An 18125-nucleotide genomic window follows, 5' to 3' on the forward strand; every position below is an offset into this window, starting at 1 on the left:
AACCATACCCCGCCATTCAATCGAACACCGGGAGCGGATGGGTTGCATCGCCTACCGCATCGGCTCCCCTCTACATAAGGTTACTCATGAAAATTGTAAGCACCGATACCGCTTCCCCTCCTGCCGGCCATTACTCGCAAGCGGTCATTCACCAAGACTCGCTGTACATTTCGGGTCAGCTTCCCGTCAGCCCCGATGGCACTCACAACATCGAAGCCTCGTTCACCGAACAAGCACACATAGCCCTCAGCAATCTGTTGGCGATTCTCAATGCCGCAGGCCGCACAGCCTCTGACTTGGTCAAGGTCACTGTGTATGTGGCGGGCATAAAGTATTGGCCAGCCTTCGACGAGATCTATTGCGAAATGTTGGGCAGCCATCGTCCGGCGCGCGCCGTAGTGCCGGTGCCAGAACTGCACCATGGCTATCTGGTCGAGATTGAGGCTGTGGCCCGTATGTAACCCACCGGGGTCGAGGTGCGAAGGCACCTCGATGCCTGGCGCCAATCGCTGGATCGGGAAGCGCCGACTTCCCAAAGGATTGAGGACGATACGTCTGACGCCGATCGTTTCAATCTACCGATCGGGTCAACGCTGCCCCGTGTGGCCAGGAGCGGATGAGGTGTCTATCACTTCGTATCGCTATACACCGTTGCGCGCGATACGCCGAGGTGTGAAGCCACCGTCTCCATGGCTTTTCTGATGTCCAGCAGACCGCACTCCTTCAGTTCCTGGAGCAGAGCCCTTCGATCGCCTGCCTTCAGGGCACGGGGAGTGGTGGCCATGCGTGCGGCAAACTGATCGATGCGCGCTCGAATCGACTCTGCACCGCTCGACTCGAGCGACTCATGGGGACGTTCGCCGCTGAAGGCCCCGAACTGATCGAGCATGCCTTGCAGGCTTCTGAACAGGGTCAGGTCGATATTCATACAGAGCGCGGCCACATAACGCCCTGTGGAATCCTTGATGCCAATCGATGTGCTTTTGGCCTGGCGGCCATCTTTGAAATGATTGGGATAATTGGCAATTACCTGGGGGTAAGCGGGGTCGGCAATTCGAGCAAGTCCCAACTCGGTAGCGGGGTGTCCAACCATCCTGCCGGAAAGATTATTGTGAATAGCCAGTATGGCGTGCTCGGGATCTCGCAGGTCGTGCAGTACCACTTCGCAAAATGGGCTGAAGGTCTGGCTCAAGCCTTCTGCAATTTGCTCCAGCTGACTGATCAGCGCCTGTTGCTCGGGGGTCGTGTTTTTCTTCATAGCGAAGATGTCCAGCAAAGTAGAAGATTTCAATGAGAAGACAATAACAGCCTATGCATGGCTTTTATCAGTGCCTTGGGCTTTGAATGATTCGCTCGAGAAACAGGCAAGCGCCTGTATTTTACGGGACCTGTTTTTCCTGGTCGGTAGCAGCAGAAGAATCGGAGCGCTCTCAAACGCCCAGTCCGCCAATACGCGGACCATTGTGAACGGAGAACCAAACCTCGGCTATGGCTCGGTGTGCGACTCAACGGGCAAGCTCATCGCGCTTGAACTTGAACACGCACAGCAAGACCCATCCCGACTCGATTGGTAAATTTTCTTTAAAGGTGATCTGGCCTCGAGGGGATGTTTCAGGAAAAAGCCTGATGCCAGCCTATCGGCACTTTTTCCTCAAGGAGTGCCACCATGTCCCCCCACAAACACTCGCGCTGGCTCAAGCGCCTGCTCGCCCTCAGCCTGCTGGCGCCGGCCCTGGCGTTCGCCCAGGAGCGCCCTTGGCCGGACGGCTCGCAACTGGTGCTGTCGTTTTCCATGCAGTTCGAGAGCGGTGGCCAGCCGGAGGGCGCCGAAAGCCCGTTTTCCGGGAGCCCGCTGCCCAAGGGTTACCCCGACCTGCCGGCCAACACCTGGTTCGACTACGGCTACAAGGAAGGCCTGTGGCGCCTGCTCGACCTGTGGGACCGCACCGGGATCAAGGTCACTTCCCATGTGGTCGGCGAAGCCGCGCTGAAACACCCGGAGCTGGTCAAGGCCATCGCCGAACGTGGCCACGAGGTAGCGGCCCATGGCATGCGTTGGGCCGACTCTTACAACATGAGCTACGCCCAGGAGAAACAATTCATCGGCGATGGCGTGGACGCGGTGCAAAAGCTCACCAGCCAGCGCTCGGTCGGCTACAACGCCAACTGGCTGCGGCGCAGCCCCAACACCCTGAAGGTCTTGCAGGAGCTGAATTTCACCTACCACATCGACGATGTCAGCCGTGACGAACCTTTCGTTACCCTGGTACGTGGCAAGAAATTCGCCGTGGTGCCTTACACCCTGCGCAACAACGACATCGTACTGATCGAGGGCCGGCACTTCTCCGCCGAGCAGTTCTATCAGCAGTTAGTGCTGGAGTTCGATCGCCTGTACGCCGAAGGCGCGAGCCGGAGGCGGATGATGTCGGTGAGCTTGCACGACCGGATCGGCGGCACGCCGGCGATGGTCGAAGCGGTGGAACGTTTTATCCGCTACGCCCAGTCCCATCCGAAGGTCAGCTTTATGCGCAAGGACCGGATCGCGCAGATCGTGCTGACGGAGAAGAACCCGCTGATCGATAACAGCGAGGCGGCTTACAACGATTGAAGCCTTATGGTTGGGCTCAAAGACAGGGCTCAAGGCCAGGTTCGATAGCGCCCCGTCGATTGTCATCGCGAGCAAGCTCGCTCCTACACACTCCTTGTAGGAGCGAGCTTGCTCGCGAGAGGCCGGGCCTGCCGTTCCCCCATCAACTGCCCAGCGTCAAGCCATTGGCCGGCAGCGGCAGCGCGGTCTTGTAGCGCACCTGCTTGAGGGCGAAGCTGGAGCGGATGTTGGCCACGCCGGGGACCTTGGTCAGGAAGTCCATCATGAAGCGCTCCAGGGCCTGGATGGTCGGCACCAGCACGCGGATCAGGTAGTCCGGATCGCCCGCCATCAGGTAGCACTCCATGACTTCCGGGCGGTCGGCGATGGCCTCTTCGAAATGCTGCAGCGCCTCTTCCACCTGTTTCTCCAGGCTGACGTGAATGAACACATTGACGTGCAGCCCCAGCAGGTCGGCATCCAGCAGGGTCACCTGCTCGCGGATCAGCCCCAGCTCCTCCATGGCGCGCACGCGGTTGAAGCACGGGGTGGGCGAAAGGTTCACCGAACGGGCGAGGTCGGCGTTGGTGATGCGGGCGTTCTCCTGGAGGCTGTTGAGAATGCCGATGTCGGTACGGTCCAGTTTGCGCATGAGAAAAATCAACCTGTTTTTTATGTTTATGCAGATTTTTTATCTGCAAATCATCTTTAGCGCAACGAAACAGAGATAAATATTCTCCTTGGCCCGGCCTATGATTGTTGTAGGACAAGATTTCTTTTACCCAAAGAATGACTGTCAGCTAAGCGCGCCCACTACAAGAAATTCACAAGATCGAGCGTAGACAAGCCATGACCCAAGCGTACGAACCGCTGCGCCTGCACGTGCCTGAACCCTCAGGCCGTCCCGGTTGCAAAACCGACTTCTCCTACCTGCGTCTGACCGACGCCGGCACGGTGCGCAAACCCCCAATCGATGTAGAACCCGCCGACACCGCCGACCTGGCCCGTGGCCTGATTCGCGTGCTCGACGACCAGGGCAACGCCCTGGGCGAATGGGCCGAAGAGGTGCCCAGCGAGGTCCTGCGCCAGGGCATGCGCGCCATGCTCAAGACCCGGACCTTCGACAACCGCATGGTGGTCGCCCAGCGCCAGAAGAAGATGTCGTTCTACATGCAGAGCCTCGGCGAGGAAGCCATCGGCAGCGCCCAGGCCCTGGCGCTGAACATCGACGACATGTGCTTCCCCACCTACCGCCAGCAAAGCATCCTGATGGCCCGCGACGTGCCGCTGGTGGACATGATCTGCCAGCTGTTGTCCAACGAGCGCGATCCGCTCAAGGGCCGCCAGCTGCCGATCATGTACTCGGTGAAAGAGGCCGGTTTCTTCACCATCTCCGGCAACCTGGCCACCCAGTTCGTGCAAGGCGTGGGCTGGGGCATGGCCTCGGCGATCAAGGGCGATACCAAGATCGCCTCGGCCTGGATCGGCGACGGCGCTACCGCCGAGTCGGACTTCCACACCGCCCTGACCTTCGCCCACGTGTACCGCGCGCCGGTGATCCTCAATGTGGTCAACAACCAGTGGGCGATCTCCACCTTCCAGGCTATCGCCGGCGGTGAAGCCACCACCTTCGCCGGACGCGGCGTCGGTTGCGGCATCGCCTCGCTGCGGGTGGACGGCAACGATTTCATCGCGGTCTACGCCGCGTCCCGCTGGGCCGCCGAACGCGCCCGGCGCAACCTTGGCCCGACCCTGATCGAATGGGTCACCTACCGCGCCGGCCCGCACTCCACTTCCGACGACCCGTCCAAGTACCGCCCGGCCGACGACTGGAGCCACTTCCCCCTCGGCGACCCGATCGCCCGCCTCAAGCAGCACCTGATCAAGATCGGCCAGTGGTCCGAAGAGGAACACGCCGCGGTCAGCGCCGAACTGGAAGCCGAAGTCATCGCCGCGCAGAAACAGGCCGAGCAGTACGGCACCCTCGCCGGCGGGCAGATCCCCAGCGCCGCGACCATGTTCGAGGACGTGTACAAGGAAATGCCCGAGCACCTCAAGCGCCAACGCCAGCAACTGGGAATCTGACATGAACGACCACAACAACAATATCCAGTTGGAAACCGCCATGACCACGACCACCATGACCATGATCCAGGCCCTGCGCTCGGCCATGGATGTGATGCTAGAGCGTGACGACAACGTGGTGGTGTTCGGCCAGGACGTCGGTTATTTCGGCGGCGTGTTCCGTTGCACCGAGGGCCTGCAGGCCAAGTACGGCACCTCGCGGGTGTTCGACGCACCGATCTCGGAAAGCGGCATCGTCGGCGTCGCCGTCGGCATGGGCGCCTACGGCCTGCGCCCGGTGGCGGAAATCCAGTTCGCCGACTACGTCTACCCGGCCTCGGACCAGATCATTTCCGAAGCCGCGCGCCTGCGGTATCGCTCCGCCGGCCAGTTCACCGCGCCCATGACCCTGCGCATGCCCTGCGGCGGCGGCATCTACGGCGGCCAGACCCACAGCCAGAGCATCGAGGCGATGTTCACCCAGGTCTGTGGCCTGCGCACCGTGATGCCATCCAACCCCTACGACGCCAAGGGCCTGCTGATCGCCTCCATCGAAAACGATGACCCGGTGATCTTCCTCGAGCCCAAGCGCCTGTACAACGGCCCGTTCGACGGCCACCACGACCGCCCGGTAACCCCCTGGTCGAAGCACCCCTCGGCCCAGGTGCCGGACGGCTACTACAAGGTGCCGCTGGACGTCGCCGCCATCGCCCGGCCGGGCAAGGACGTCACCGTGCTGACCTACGGCACCACAGTGTATGTCTCGCAAGTGGCCGCCGAGGAAACCGGGATCGACGCCGAGGTCATCGACCTGCGCAGCCTGTGGCCGCTGGACCTGGAGACCATCGTCAAGTCGGTGAAAAAGACCGGTCGCTGCGTGGTGGTCCACGAAGCCACCCGCACCTGCGGGTTCGGCGCCGAGTTGGTGTCGCTGGTGCAAGAACACTGCTTCCACCACCTGGAAGCGCCTATCGAGCGCGTGACCGGTTGGGACACCCCCTACCCGCACGCGCAGGAGTGGGCGTATTTCCCTGGCCCGTCCCGAGTGGGCGCGGCTTTGCAACGGGTCATGGAGGTCTGAATGGGCACGCACGTAATCAAGATGCCGGACATCGGCGAAGGCATCGCAGAAGTAGAACTGGCGCAGTGGCACGTCAAGGTCGGCGACCTGGTGGTCGAGGACCAGGTGCTGGCCGACGTCATGACCGACAAGGCCATGGTCGATATCCCCTCCCCGGTGCACGGCAAGGTCCTATCCCTGGGCGGCCAGCCCGGCGAAGTGATGGCGGTGGGCAGTGTGTTGATCAGCATCGAGGTCGAAGGCGCCGGCAACCTCAAGGCGTCCGATCAGCTGGTCAAGGAACCCGCGGTTATTAAAGAAGCAGCACCCGCAGTAGCAGCGCCCAAGGTCGAAGCCGCGCCAGTGGTCGAAAGCAAACCCGCCGCCGCTTGCCGCCCCGTGCCACAAGCGCCGGTAGCCCGCGAGGCCGACGAGCGCCCGCTGGCCTCCCCGGCCGTGCGCAAGCATGCGCTGGACCTGGGCATCCAGCTGCGCCTGGTGCAGGGCAGCGGCCCGGCCGGCCGCATCCTCCACGAAGACCTGGACGTCTACCTGGCCCAGGGCAATCAGCGCGCCCAGAGCGGCTCGGCGCCGTCCGGCTATGCCCAGCGTGACGACGAAGAGCAGATCCCGGTGATCGGCATGCGCCGCAAGATCGCCCAGCGCATGCAGGAAGCCACCCAGCGCGCCGCCCACTTCAGTTATGTCGAGGAAATCGACGTCACCGCCGTGGAAGAACTGCGCGCGCACCTCAATGAAAAACACGGCGCCACCCGCGGCAAGCTGACCCTGTTGCCATTCCTGGTGCGGGCCCTGGTCGTGGCCCTGCGCGACTTCCCACAGATCAACGCGCGTTACGACGACGAAGCCCAGGTCATCACCCGCCACGGCGCGGTGCATGTCGGGGTGGCCACGCAAAGCGACGTCGGCCTGATGGTGCCGGTGGTGCGCCACGCCGAAGCCCGCAGCCTGTGGGACAGCGCTGCGGAAATCTCTCGCCTGGCTACAGCCGCGCGCAGCGGCAAGGCGGCCCGCGACGAACTGTCCGGCTCGACCATCACCCTGACCAGCCTCGGCGCCCTGGGCGGCATCGTCAGCACGCCGGTGCTGAACCTGCCGGAAGTGGCGATCGTCGGGGTGAACAAGATCGTCGAACGGCCGATGGTGATCAAAGGCCAGATCGTGGTCCGCAAGATGATGAACCTCTCCAGTTCCTTCGATCACCGGGTGGTCGACGGCATGGACGCGGCGCTCTTCATCCAGGCCATTCGCGGCCTGCTCGAACAACCCGCCAGTCTGTTTCTGGAGTAACCCATGCAACAAACTCTGAACACTACATTGCTGATCATCGGCGGTGGCCCTGGCGGTTATGTGGCGGCGATCCGCGCCGGCCAGCTGGGCATCTCGACCATCCTGGTGGAAGGCCAGGCGCTGGGCGGCACCTGCCTGAACATCGGCTGCATCCCGTCCAAGGCGCTGATCCATGTCGCCGAACAGTTCCAGCAGACCCGCCATCACAGCCAGGGCTCGGCCCTGGGCATCAACGTTGCCGCGCCGACCCTGGACATCGGCAAGAGCGTGGAATGGAAGGATGGCATCGTCGACCGCCTGACCACTGGTGTCGCCGCCCTGCTGAAAAAGCACAAGGTCCAGGTGATCCATGGCTGGGCCAAGGTCGTCGACGGCAAGACCGTGGACATCGAAGGCGCCGACACCCGCATCCAGTGCGAGCACCTGCTGCTGGCCACCGGTTCGAAAAGCGTCAACCTGCCGATGCTGCCGCTTGGCGGGCCGATCATCTCCTCCACCGAAGCCCTGGCGCCCAAGGCCCTGCCCAAGCGTTTGATCGTGGTCGGCGGCGGCTATATCGGCCTGGAACTGGGCATCGCCTACCGCAAGCTCGGCGCCGAGGTCAGCGTGGTCGAGGCCCAGGAGCGCATCCTGCCGGCCTACGACGCCGAGCTGACCCAGCCGGTGCTCGAATCGGTGAAGCAACTGGGGATCAAGCTCTACCTCAAGCACAGCGTCGAAGGTTTCGATGCCGGCACCCACAGCCTGCAGGTGCGTGACCCGAACGGCGACAGCCTGCAGCTGGAAACCGACCAGGTGCTGGTGGCGGTCGGGCGCAAGCCGAACACCCAGGGCTGGAACCTCGAAGCGCTGAACCTGGAGATGAACGGCTCGGCCCTGCGCATCGACCAGCGTTGCCAGACCAGCATGCGCAATGTCTGGGCCATCGGCGACCTCGCCGGCGAACCGATGCTCGCGCACCGGGCCATGGCCCAGGGCGAGATGGTCGCCGAGCTGATCGCCGGCCAGCACCGGGAATTCAACCCGACGGCCATTGCCGCGGTGTGCTTCACCGACCCGGAACTGGTGGTGGTCGGCAAGACCCCGGACGAGGCCAAGGCCGCCGGCCTGGACTGCATCGTCTCGAGCTTCCCGTTCGCCGCCAACGGCCGCGCCATGACCCTGGAATCGAAAAGCGGTTTCGTGCGGGTGGTGGCACGCCGTGACAATCACCTGATTGTCGGCTGGCAGGCGGTGGGTGTCGGCGTGTCCGAGCTGTCCACGGCTTTCGGCCAGTCCCTGGAAATGGGCGCGCGCCTGGAAGATATCGCCGGCACCATCCACGCCCACCCGACCCTGGGCGAGGCGGTGCAGGAAGCGGCATTGCGGGCCCTGGGCCACGCCTTGCATCTGTAAACGCCACACCGGGAGGCAACCCCTGTAGCCGCTGCCGCAGGCTGCGATAAGGCCCGCAGGGCCTTCAAGGATCTCAAGAGCACGTCCTCTTCGAGGCCGATCGCAGCCTTCGGCAGCGGCTACAGGGCGCTCCACAGGACGACAGGAGGGTTCATGAGCAGGCCAGGTTTTTTTGCTGCCCCTCCCATCGCCCGGGATGCGGTGCCCCCCCGGAATGCAGTATTGTTGTGCCCATCCAAAAAACGTCAGAAGCCTTGAGCCGTTGCGACGGTTGTTAAGCGATAGAGGGTGTCATGGGTAACGAAAGCATCAATTGGGACAAGCTGGGTTTTGACTACATCAAGACAGACAAGCGCTATCTGTCGCACTGGCGGAACGGCGAGTGGGACAAAGGCACCCTGACCGAAGATAACGTGCTGCACATCAGCGAAGGCTCCACCGCCCTTCACTATGGCCAGCAGTGCTTCGAAGGCCTGAAGGCTTACCGCTGCAAGGACGGTTCGATCAACCTGTTCCGCCCGGACCAGAACGCCGCCCGCATGCAGCGCAGCTGCGCGCGCCTGCTGATGCCGCAGGTGTCCACCGAGCAGTTTGTCGAAGCGTGCAAGCAAGTGGTACGCGCCAACGAACGCTTCATCCCGCCTTACGGCACCGGCGGCGCGCTGTACCTGCGCCCGTTCGTGATCGGCGTGGGTGACAACATCGGCGTGCGCACCGCCCCCGAGTTCATCTTCTCGATCTTCGCCATTCCGGTCGGCGCCTACTTCAAGGGCGGCCTGACCCCGCACAACTTCCTGATCTCCACCTACGATCGCGCGGCGCCCCAGGGCACCGGCGCGGCCAAGGTCGGTGGCAACTACGCCGCCAGCCTGATGCCAGGTTCGGAAGCCAAGAAGAAGCACTTCGCCGACTGCATCTACCTGGACCCGCTGACCCACTCGAAGATCGAGGAAGTCGGTTCGGCCAACTTCTTCGGCATCACCTTTGATAACAAATTCGTCACGCCGAAATCGCCGTCGGTACTGCCGGGCATCACCCGCCTGTCGCTGATCGAACTGGCCAAGACCCGCCTGGGCCTGGAAGTGATCGAAGGCGACGTGCTGATCGACAAGCTGTCGGACTTCAAGGAAGCCGGCGCCTGCGGTACCGCCGCGGTGATCACACCGATTGGCGGCATCGAGTACCAGGACAAGCTGCACGTGTTCTACAGCGAAAAAGAAGTCGGCCCGATCACCCAGAAGCTCTACAAAGAGCTGACCGGGGTACAGACCGGCGACGTCGAAGCGCCAGCCGGCTGGATCGTCAAGGTCTGACCTGACACCTCCCGGCAGCAAAAAGCCCGCCTTTCACTTGCGTGATCGGCGGGCTTTTTCATGGTGGCCACACGGTTCTGAAAACCTGTGCCCCTAGCCGAGAGCCGCCACTTCCGGCGGCAGCAGAATGGCGCTCGCCTTGTCCTTGCCGTGATATTTGTCGATCAGGGAAAACAGAATGGCCGCCGTGCGGATATCCACGATCCCGCTGACATTCTCCTGGTTAAAGCGCATCTGGAAGGCTTCCACCACCCTTTCCGGTTGTTGCTCCAGATAGCCATAACCATAGGTTTGCAGCGCCTTCGTGACCTGGACCATGCTCGGCGGCGCCACGCTGAAGCGAGTCAGGTAGTCGTCAATGGTGCGCTCGTCGGGCCAGGCGCCAATGCCGGCTTCGGCAAGCCGTTTCCAGGGAAAGAACGGCCCCGGATCGATCTTGCGCCCGGGGGCGATATCCGAGTGCCCGACGATGTCCGTCGGCTGTATGTCGTACTTCCTGACCAGGTCCCGGGTCAGGCTGATCAGCAGTTCTATCTGGCGCTCGTTGTAGGGCTCGCCCAGCAACTGGCCGGTGTCCTGGTCCCAGCCAGCGTTGACGATCTCGATCCCGAGCGAGGTGTCATTCAGGTTGCTGCGGTTCTTCCACTGGCTCACTCCCGCATGCCAGGAGCGGTCGTGGTCATCGACCAACTGGTCGGCCACCGGCAGGCCCTTGTAGGTCTTCGGCCGGTCGGGAATCAGGTAGTTGGCGCTGACGTGTTCCGATCGCGTCAGCGTTTCGAAGGACTGCACCTGATCGAGCGCGGTGTAGTGCAGGACCAGGAAACGGATCCGATGGTTCTGCGCCACCGCCCTTTCGCCTTTCGAAAGGACGTAGCCCTCGTTCTCCGTAAGCCTGGCCTCGGAGGTGTCTTGGTGGCTGCTGGTACAACCGGTCATCGCCAGCAAGAGGCTTAAGACCGTGGTGTATTTCTTCATGACTTGCCCTTGAACGTTGCTTTCCTTTCCCGCGCCGGCGTGCTGCTTTGCAAGCCTGTGGAGCGGCGCATGCTAGGGACCGGGAGGAAAGACTGTCTTTAGGAAAAGTCCGAAAGTCGCTGAGAAAGTCCGACGACAGAGAGCACAGATGATGGGCCACGCAGGGCTACTGCGCCCCAAGGGGTGGGGCATGCCGGGGCCGGCATGCCCGATAGTGCGGGAAAGGTCGCGGCTACTGGTGCTGGACCTGGAACATCGAGTTCACCTGGACCCGCGCCAGCATGTGTTCGGCGCCACCGCCGCGACGCATACCACGCACCGGGCAGGCGTCGAGGTAGTCGAGGCCGACCGCCAGCTTCAGGTGCCGTTCGGGCCGCGCCAGGCGGTTGGTCACGTCGAAGCTGTACCAGCCGCTGTCGATCCAGGCCTCCGCCCAGGCATGGCTGGCCAGGTGGTTTTCGTCTTCGGTGCACAGGTAGCCGGAGACATAACGCGCGGGAATCCCCAGGCCGCGGGCGCAGGCCAGGAACGCATGGGTGTGGTCCTGGCAGACCCCGACCCGGCCGGCGAAAGCCTCGGCCGCGGTGGTGTCCACCGTGGTCGCGCCCGGGCTGTAGACCATGTGCGCGGCCAGGGCATGCATCAGCTCGATCAGTGCCGCGCGGTCGCGCCGGGTGCCGCAATGCTGCGCGGCAAAGGCGCCGAGGGCCGCGTCGGCCTTGGTCAGCGGGCTGCTGCGCAGGAACGGCAGCGGCGACTGGCTGTCGTGTTCCACCTCCCGGGCCTGGTCGATTTCCACCTGGCCATAGGCGCTCAGGACCAGGGCGCCATGGGGTTCGTCCATGGTCAGCACGTGCAGGATATTGCCGTAGGGATCGAGCTGGCTGCGCACCAGGCGCGGCAGTTCCAGGTGCCATTCGAGGATGTGCTGGCGCTCGCTGTTCTGCGGGGTCAGGCGCAGGAACTGGATGCTGGTGCAGACTTCGTCGGCGTAGCTGTAGGTGGTGTCGTGGCGTATGGAAAGTTTCATACAACCTCCAGATAGGATTCGTGGACGGTCTGCCCCAGGTGACGGATCTGCGCGATGAAGTCGCTCAGCCACAGGTGCAAGCCCGACGCGAGGATCTCGTCGATCCCGGTGTAGCGCAGGCGCGCGTTCAGCTCGGCGGCCAGGCGCTGGGCCGGACGGCCGTTGTTGCCCGGCAGGCTGGCGAGGATCTGGTCCAGCTCCTCGACGCAGGCATGCAGCGAGCGTGGTACGTCGGCGCGCAACAGCAGCATCTCGGACACCTGCTCGGCCCCCGGCGCATTGCGGTAGATCTCGTTGAACGCCTCGAACGAGGACAAGGCGCGAAGCAAGGCGCTCCACTGGTAGTAGCCGCGGGCCGAGTTGTCGCTGACCTCCTCCGACTCCTCGCCGAACATTTCGTAGCGCGCATCCAGCAGGCGCAGGGTGTTGTCGGCCCGCTCGATAAAGGTGCCCAGGCGAATGAAGCAATAGGCGTCGTTGCGCATGATGGTGCCCGAGGTCGCGCCACGGAACAGGTGCGAACGCTCCTTGACCCATTCGCAGAAATGGCTGATGCCGTAGCGCCCCAGGCCGCTCTTGGCGATGTTGCGCATCTCCAGCCAGGTGGCGTTGATGTTTTCCCACATGTCGGCGGTGATGCGCCCGCGCACCGCGTGGGCGTTGGTCCGCGCCGCCCGCAGGCAGCAATAGATGCTGCCGGGGTTGGTCTCGTCGAGGGCGAAGAAATGCAGCATGCGTTCGGTGTTCAGCTCGCCGTAACGCTGGTTGTAGTCGTCCAGGGTGCCGGCGGCCAGCAGCGACATCGCCAGCTCGGCATGGCCGTCGCTACGCCCCGCCTGGGGCATCAGCGACAGCGAGTAACTGACTTCGAGCATGCGCGCCAGGTTCTCGGCGCGCTCCAGGTAACGGGACATCCAGTAGAGGTCTGCAGCGGTTCTTGAAAGCATCGGTCAATCCTCCACGACCCAGGTGTCTTTGGTGCCGCCGCCCTGCGACGAGTTCACCACCAGCGAGCCTTCGCGCAAGGCCACGCGCGTCAGGCCGCCCGGCACCAGGCGGGTTTCGCTGCCCGACAGGACGAACGGACGCAGGTCGATATGCCGCGGGGCGATGCCGTTCTCGACAAAGGTCGGGCACGTCGACAGGCACAGGGTGGGTTGGGCGATATAGGCCTCGGGGCGGGCCTTGAGCCGGGCGCGGAAGTCTTCGATCTCCGCCGCGGTGGCCGCCGGCCCCACCAGCATGCCGTAGCCGCCGGAGCCCTGGGTTTCCTTGACCACCAGGTCCGGCAGGTTGGCCAGTACGTGGGACAGTTCCTCGGGTTTGCGACATTGCCAGGTCGGCACGTTCTTCAGGATCGGTTCCTCGCTCAGGTAGAAGCGGATCATCTCGTCGACATAGGGGTAGATCGACTTGTCGTCCGCCACCCCGGTGCCCACCGCGTTGGCCAGCACCACGTTGCCGGAACGGTAGGCGGCGATCAGCCCGGGCACGCCGAGCATGGAATCGGGGTTGAACGACAAGGGGTCGAGGAAGGCGTCGTCGAGGCGGCGGTAGATCACGTCCACCGCCTGGGCACCGGAGGTGGTGCGCATGAATACGCGGTCGTCGCGCACGAACAGGTCGGCGCCTTCCACCAGTTCCACGCCCATCTCCCGGGCCAGGAACGCATGCTCGAAATAGGCGCTGTTGAAGCGCCCCGGGGTCAGCACCACCACCGTCGGGTTGTCCAGCGGGCTGGAGCTTTTCAGGGTATCGAGCAGCAGGTTCGGGTAGTGGTCGATGGGCGCCACGCGCTGCGCGGCGAAGAGTTCGGGGAACAGGCGCATCATCATCTTGCGGTCTTCGAGCATGTAGCTCACGCCACTGGGGGTGCGCAGGTTGTCTTCCAGCACGTAGTAGCTGCCGTCGCCGTCGCGCACCAGGTCGACGCCGGAGATGTGCGAATAGATATTGCGGTGCAAATCCAGGCCGCGCATCGCCACCTGGTAACCCTCGTTGGCCAGCACCTGCTCGGCCGGGATGATGCCCTCCTTGAGAATGCGTTGCCCGTGGTAGATATCGGCCAGGAACAGGTTCAGGGCCTGGACCCGCTGGATGCAGCCGCGCTCGACGTTCCGCCATTCGCTGGCCTTGATGCTGCGCGGGATGATGTCGAAGGGAATCAGCCGTTCAGTGCCTTGCTCGTCACCGTACAACGTGAAGGTGATGCCAGCGCGGTGGAACAGCAGGTCGGCTTCGCGCCGACGCTGGTCCAGCAGCTCCACGGGAGTGTCCGCCAGCCAGCGGGCGAACTCCTGGTAATGTGGGCGGCAGCCACCACTCGCATCATACATTTCGTTAAAAAAAGCACGGGACATACCCCAACTCCTCGCCGTGGTTTAAACGGCTTTTTTATTTAAACTCTCTGTTTCAATAAATCGGGCCTTACGCTGTGCGATAGAAACTGTTCTGTTGAGCACCTCATTGTGCGGCTTGAATATTCCGCTCGATGCTGGCGGAAATACCCCCACTTATTGACGCCAGTTGTCTGGCGAAACTTCCCGTATGGATTTTCGGCAATGGAGCGCCCGCGATGACGTCCATTGGTTGTGGAACTCGTCACCTCCTTTTTCGTTTTAATGTGAACTTTCAATCTGAAAGTTTTCCGAAACTTCGACAGCACACTTCACTGGAGTCCGAAGGCTGTTTATCTACTGTAGCAATCGCTGTGCCCAAACCCCGCCTCCTTGCGAATAAAGTCCCCAAGGGTGAAAAAACACCCGCTTGACGGCATTTTTCACTCAACCACGGGGCCCCACCCCCGGTTGACGCTGAAACGTTTTATCCGGAAAGCCGCCTGAACGGCTTTGCACAACACTGGCGCGAACGAAAAAAGTGCAGAAACTGTCGAGGAAGGTTTTTTTGCCCTGACACGGGGATTTTTGGCAAAGCAGCTGTTATCGCTTTGCACAAAGCAAGAGTTGACGCGGCCTGCCGAGAGAAAGAACAGCGCACCATTAGCGGTCCGGAAAACGCACCAACGGCGAACGAAACACCCAATAGCGCCAACTATTGGCGCAATTTCAGCTTTTCGCCAGCGCTAGTTTGTAAAAGTGTCGGACAGGATTGAACCGGGCATTTCCGACTGTGCACGGTTCGCGCCCGAAGGAATAACGTTCGCCGACGTTATCCGCCGAAGTCTTCATTCCAGTGTTTATCGATTATTGCTACTGCCTACCCTTGCAGGAGCGAGCTTGCTCGCGATACAGGCACCGTGGCAGACCAGGCACACCGACGTTAAAGCGCTTCCAGATGCCCGACGATGATCCGCACCGCCTCCGCCGGCGACAACAGCGAACTGTCCAGCGTCAAGCGCTCGCTGCTCCAGGCCTGGTAATCGTGATCGAGCACCGACTGCCAGCTGGGTGGACGCAACCCGGGTACATCCGCCTCACGGTTTTCCACCCGGCGCCGGTGCTCGGCGACATCGGTGCAGACCACCTCGATGTTGAGCAGCGGGCTCTGCTCGGCCTCGGCGATGCCCTGCCAGGCCTGGCGGCTCTCGGCGACCGGATTGACACAATCGGCCACCACTCGGTTGCCCAGGGCCAGGTTGCTGCGGGCCAGGGCATTGGCGATGTCGTACCCGGCCTTGCCGACTTCCGCCAGCCCGCCGTTGCGCAGTGCCTGCTCGATGTTGTCGATGCGCAGATAGGTGGCCCGCAGATGGCTGGCCAGGGCCCGGGCGATGGTGGTCTTGCCGCTGCCGGGCAGGCCACTGAAGACGATGAGCATAGGCAGAACTCCAGGCAAAGCGATGCATTCGGTGGCTGACGGCAACGCCAGCCATGGGTTTGTGGACCGGCCTATGAATCCTGGGTAACGGCCGGGCGACCCGGTTTGGCAACGCTCCTGGCACGCGGGACCGGGCTGTCCGGTTCTTCGAGCTGGACGGCGAACCGACTGGCAAGCTCCTTGCGCCCCAGGACAGTCAACCCCAGCGCCCGGCTGTCCAGGTCCTGGGTCAGCCATTTGCGCCGGATCGCCTCCTGCAACAACGCCGCCCCCAGCGCCCCGCCCAGGTGCGGGCGGCGCATGCTCCAGTCCAGGCACGGGCAGGCAAAGCGCCGGCGCAGGCTGGCCAGAGCTTGCACATCGATGCCCAGCCCAACAAAAAAACCTTCGCCGGCCGCGCTCAGAACGTACTCCTGGGCGCCCTCCCGCGGCTCCTGCAACCAGCCGGCCTCGAGCAGGCGGTCATGCAGCTGCACCGCCAGGGTGCCGGCCATATGGTCGTAGCAGGTACGAGCGAACTGCAGGCGGTCCGGGGTGCGCGGACTGAACGCGGGCGTGGCGTTGCGGCCGATCACCATCAGCGCTTCCAGGGCCTGGGCCACGCGCTTGTCGGCCAGGCTGTAGTAACGATGGCGGCCCTGCACATGCAGGCGCACCAGGGCCAGTTCCTTGAGCTTGCCCAGGTGCGCGCTGGCGGTGGAGGCGCTGACATCGGCGATCGCCGCCAGTTCGGTGCTGGTGCGCGCGTGGCCGTCCATCAGCGCGCAGAGCATTTTCGTCCGCGCCGGCTCGGCAATGGCCGCGGCGACCTGGGATACGGCGTTGTCGTGCTGCTGTGCATTCATATTTCGCTCCCGAACGAATCGTGCCCCTCGCAGGTTGCCGATAGTAGCAACACTTCTCCCCCGCGAATAAGGCCGCACGCCATGGACCCGATCACCGCCGTCACCCACGCCGATCCCTACCCTTACTACGCCAGCCTGCGGGCCCGGGGCGGGCTGGCCTTCGACCCCGGACTGGGGATGTGGCTGGCCAGCAGCGCCGCAGCGGTGGCCGCGGTGCTGGCCCATCCCGAATGTCGGGTACGTCCTGCGCACGAGCCAGTACCGCGGGCGATAGTCGACGGCGCTGCCGGTCAAATATTCGGCCGCCTGATGCGGATGAACGACGATGAGCGCCAGCGCTGCCCCCGGGCCGCCATCGAGCCGGGCCTGCAACAGGGGCATGCCGAGGAAGTCAGCCAGCGGGTCGCCGCCCTGCTGCTGGGCCTGCCAAGCGATACCGCGGCCAGGCTGCATGACTGTCAGTTCCACCTGCCGGTGGCGGTGGTCGCCGGGCTGCTGGGCTTTGCCGCGCATCAGTTGCCAGCAATTGCCGAGCTGACCCGGGACTTTGTCACCTGCCTGTCGCCAGCCAGCGACCGGGCACAACGGGATGCCGCCCACCGGGCAGCCGGACAGCTGACTCGACGCTTTGAGGTTCTGCTCGATCAGCCGCCCGTCAGCCCACTGTTGCAACGGATCGTCGCAGGCTTCGACGCTCAAGATCGCGACAGCCTGATCGCCAACCTGATCGGCCTGTTATCCCAGACCTTCGAGGCCAGCGCCGGACTGATCGGCAATACCCTCTGCGCCCTGCTGGGCGATCGCCGGTTGCTCGCGGACCTGCGGGCGACGCCCACCCGGGTCGCCGACCTGCTGGCCGAAGTGCAGCGCCACGATCCGCCGGTGCAGAACACCCGGCGCTTCGTCGCCGCGCCTTGCAGCGTCGCCGGGGTGACGCTGGAGCCCGGCGCAGTGGTGCTGGTGCTGCTGGCCTCGGCCAATCGCGACCCGCAGTTGAACCCGCAGCCGGATCGCCTGCTGCTCGAACGCGAGGCGCGGCGCAGTTTCAGCTTTGGCAGCGGACGCCACCAATGCCCCGGCCAAGAGTTGGCCCTGGCCATCGCCAGCGCGGTGGTGGGGGCGCTGCTGCGGCAATCGGCCCTCGACCAGCCCATCGCCTGGACCTACAAACCCTCGCTCAACGGGCGCATCCCCTTGTTCACTAGCCTGCCGGAGTCGCACTGATGATCGCCGTGATATTCGAAGCCCTGCCCCGCCCGGAACATCGCCAGCGTTACCTGGACATCGCCGCCGCGCTGAAACCGCTGCTGCTGGAGATCGACGGCTTCATTTCCATCGAACGTTTCCAGAGCCTGAGCGAGCCGGACAAGCTGCTGTCCCTGTCGTTCTGGCGCGACGAGCAAGCGGTGGAAGCCTGGCGCACCCTGGAACGCCATCGCACGGCCCAGGCCCTGGGGCGGACCCAGGTGTTCGCCGACTACCGGCTGCGGGTCGCCGAGGTGGCGCGCGACTACGGGCTGACCCGGCGCGACCAGGCGCCGGCAGACAGCCGCCGGGCCCATGCCGGGTAACACTGCTGGGCGCCTATTCGACCAATGAATGGTGCTCAGAAGGTCATCGGGCTTCTGCTAGGGTCTGTACGAAAACTCGGCGAGCGAAGGTCAGGCAAGGCAAAAACAGGCGAGGAAGCGGAGTGTAGGGTCCTACATGAGCATTCCGAGCCTGTTTTTAACGCAGCATGGCCGAGCGCAGCCACTTTTCGTAC

The 18125-nt window shown here is 63.5% G+C and carries 18 protein-coding genes; 10 read left to right on the top strand and 8 right to left on the bottom strand.

The window, feature by feature from the left end:
- Positions 1–86: 86 nt before the first annotated feature.
- On the top strand, positions 87–461 hold the full coding sequence (locus tag AC07VU_RS24070) for a RidA family protein (protein WP_009043322.1): 375 nt from the start codon (positions 87–89) through the stop codon (positions 459–461).
- A 167-nt stretch (positions 462–628) separates the two neighbouring features.
- On the opposite strand, the gene AC07VU_RS24075 is transcribed toward AC07VU_RS24070, so the two are convergent.
- Positions 629–1258, bottom strand: coding sequence for a helix-turn-helix transcriptional regulator (locus tag AC07VU_RS24075; RefSeq protein ID WP_053260966.1), 630 nt, complete (start codon positions 1256–1258; stop codon positions 629–631).
- 7 nt (positions 1259–1265) lie between these two features.
- Between AC07VU_RS24075 and AC07VU_RS24080 the strand changes: the two genes are divergently transcribed.
- Together AC07VU_RS24080 and AC07VU_RS24085 are read left to right on the top strand one after the other, a co-directional pair.
- Positions 1266–1574 (top strand): hypothetical protein, encoded by a 309-nt coding sequence (locus AC07VU_RS24080; RefSeq protein ID WP_495030607.1) that lies wholly within the window; start codon positions 1266–1268, stop codon positions 1572–1574.
- A 92-nt stretch (positions 1575–1666) separates the two neighbouring features.
- A complete protein-coding gene (locus AC07VU_RS24085; RefSeq protein ID WP_495030608.1) occupies positions 1667–2608 on the top strand; it encodes a polysaccharide deacetylase family protein in 942 nt (313 codons plus the stop codon).
- 142 nt (positions 2609–2750) lie between these two features.
- On the opposite strand, the gene bkdR is transcribed toward AC07VU_RS24085, so the two are convergent.
- Complete coding sequence (gene bkdR, locus AC07VU_RS24090; protein WP_007923098.1) at positions 2751–3239, bottom strand: Bkd operon transcriptional regulator BkdR; 489 nt, start codon at positions 3237–3239, stop codon at positions 2751–2753.
- Between the two features lie 197 nt (positions 3240–3436).
- Between bkdR and AC07VU_RS24095 the strand changes: the two genes are divergently transcribed.
- The 5 genes from AC07VU_RS24095 to AC07VU_RS24115 all read left to right on the top strand — a co-directional run bounded on the left by AC07VU_RS24095 (position 3437) and on the right by AC07VU_RS24115 (position 9730).
- Positions 3437–4672, top strand: a complete 1236-nt coding sequence (locus tag AC07VU_RS24095) for a 3-methyl-2-oxobutanoate dehydrogenase (2-methylpropanoyl-transferring) subunit alpha (protein WP_087088044.1) — start codon at positions 3437–3439, stop codon at positions 4670–4672.
- Position 4673: 1 nt separating this feature from the next.
- Positions 4674–5732, top strand: a complete 1059-nt coding sequence (locus AC07VU_RS24100; RefSeq protein WP_087088046.1) for an alpha-ketoacid dehydrogenase subunit beta — start codon at positions 4674–4676, stop codon at positions 5730–5732.
- On the top strand, positions 5733–7022 hold the full coding sequence (locus tag AC07VU_RS24105) for a dihydrolipoamide acetyltransferase family protein (protein WP_495030609.1): 1290 nt from the start codon (positions 5733–5735) through the stop codon (positions 7020–7022). It begins immediately after the preceding gene.
- Between the two features lie 3 nt (positions 7023–7025).
- Positions 7026–8417, top strand: a complete 1392-nt coding sequence (gene lpdA, locus AC07VU_RS24110; RefSeq protein ID WP_495030610.1) for a dihydrolipoyl dehydrogenase — start codon at positions 7026–7028, stop codon at positions 8415–8417.
- Between the two features lie 293 nt (positions 8418–8710).
- Entirely contained in the window at positions 8711–9730 is a 1020-nt protein-coding gene (locus AC07VU_RS24115; protein WP_053260673.1) for a branched-chain amino acid aminotransferase, read from the top strand.
- 93 nt (positions 9731–9823) lie between these two features.
- On the opposite strand, the gene AC07VU_RS24120 is transcribed toward AC07VU_RS24115, so the two are convergent.
- The 6 genes from AC07VU_RS24120 to AC07VU_RS24145 all read right to left on the bottom strand — a co-directional run bounded on the left by AC07VU_RS24120 (position 9824) and on the right by AC07VU_RS24145 (position 16360).
- The gene (locus AC07VU_RS24120) at positions 9824–10708 is read right to left on the bottom strand and encodes an N-acetylmuramoyl-L-alanine amidase (RefSeq protein ID WP_495030611.1); all 885 of its coding nucleotides are present in this window, start codon (positions 10706–10708) and stop codon (positions 9824–9826) included.
- A gap of 232 nt (positions 10709–10940) precedes the next feature.
- Complete coding sequence (locus AC07VU_RS24125) at positions 10941–11738, bottom strand: transglutaminase family protein (RefSeq protein WP_495030612.1); 798 nt, start codon at positions 11736–11738, stop codon at positions 10941–10943.
- On the bottom strand, positions 11735–12685 hold the full coding sequence (locus AC07VU_RS24130; RefSeq protein ID WP_007925069.1) for an alpha-E domain-containing protein: 951 nt from the start codon (positions 12683–12685) through the stop codon (positions 11735–11737). Before AC07VU_RS24130 ends, AC07VU_RS24125 begins: the two co-directional genes overlap by 4 nt.
- A 3-nt stretch (positions 12686–12688) precedes the next feature.
- A complete protein-coding gene (locus AC07VU_RS24135) occupies positions 12689–14098 on the bottom strand; it encodes a circularly permuted type 2 ATP-grasp protein (protein WP_007925060.1) in 1410 nt (469 codons plus the stop codon).
- 919 nt (positions 14099–15017) lie between these two features.
- Positions 15018–15515, bottom strand: a complete 498-nt coding sequence (locus AC07VU_RS24140; protein WP_457276130.1) for a P-loop nucleotide/nucleoside kinase family protein — start codon at positions 15513–15515, stop codon at positions 15018–15020.
- Between the two features lie 71 nt (positions 15516–15586).
- Positions 15587–16360 (bottom strand): ArsR/SmtB family transcription factor, encoded by a 774-nt coding sequence (locus tag AC07VU_RS24145; RefSeq protein WP_274306423.1) that lies wholly within the window; start codon positions 16358–16360, stop codon positions 15587–15589.
- 81 nt (positions 16361–16441) lie between these two features.
- Between AC07VU_RS24145 and AC07VU_RS24150 the strand changes: the two genes are divergently transcribed.
- On the top strand, positions 16442–17584 hold the full coding sequence (locus AC07VU_RS24150; RefSeq protein ID WP_495030613.1) for a cytochrome P450: 1143 nt from the start codon (positions 16442–16444) through the stop codon (positions 17582–17584).
- Complete coding sequence (locus tag AC07VU_RS24155) at positions 17584–17931, top strand: antibiotic biosynthesis monooxygenase family protein (protein ID WP_053260668.1); 348 nt, start codon at positions 17584–17586, stop codon at positions 17929–17931. Before AC07VU_RS24150 ends, AC07VU_RS24155 begins: the two co-directional genes overlap by 1 nt.
- The last annotated feature ends 194 nt before the right edge of the window (positions 17932–18125 follow it).

Source organism: Pseudomonas sp. GW821-FHT02B10 (assembly GCF_059421865.1).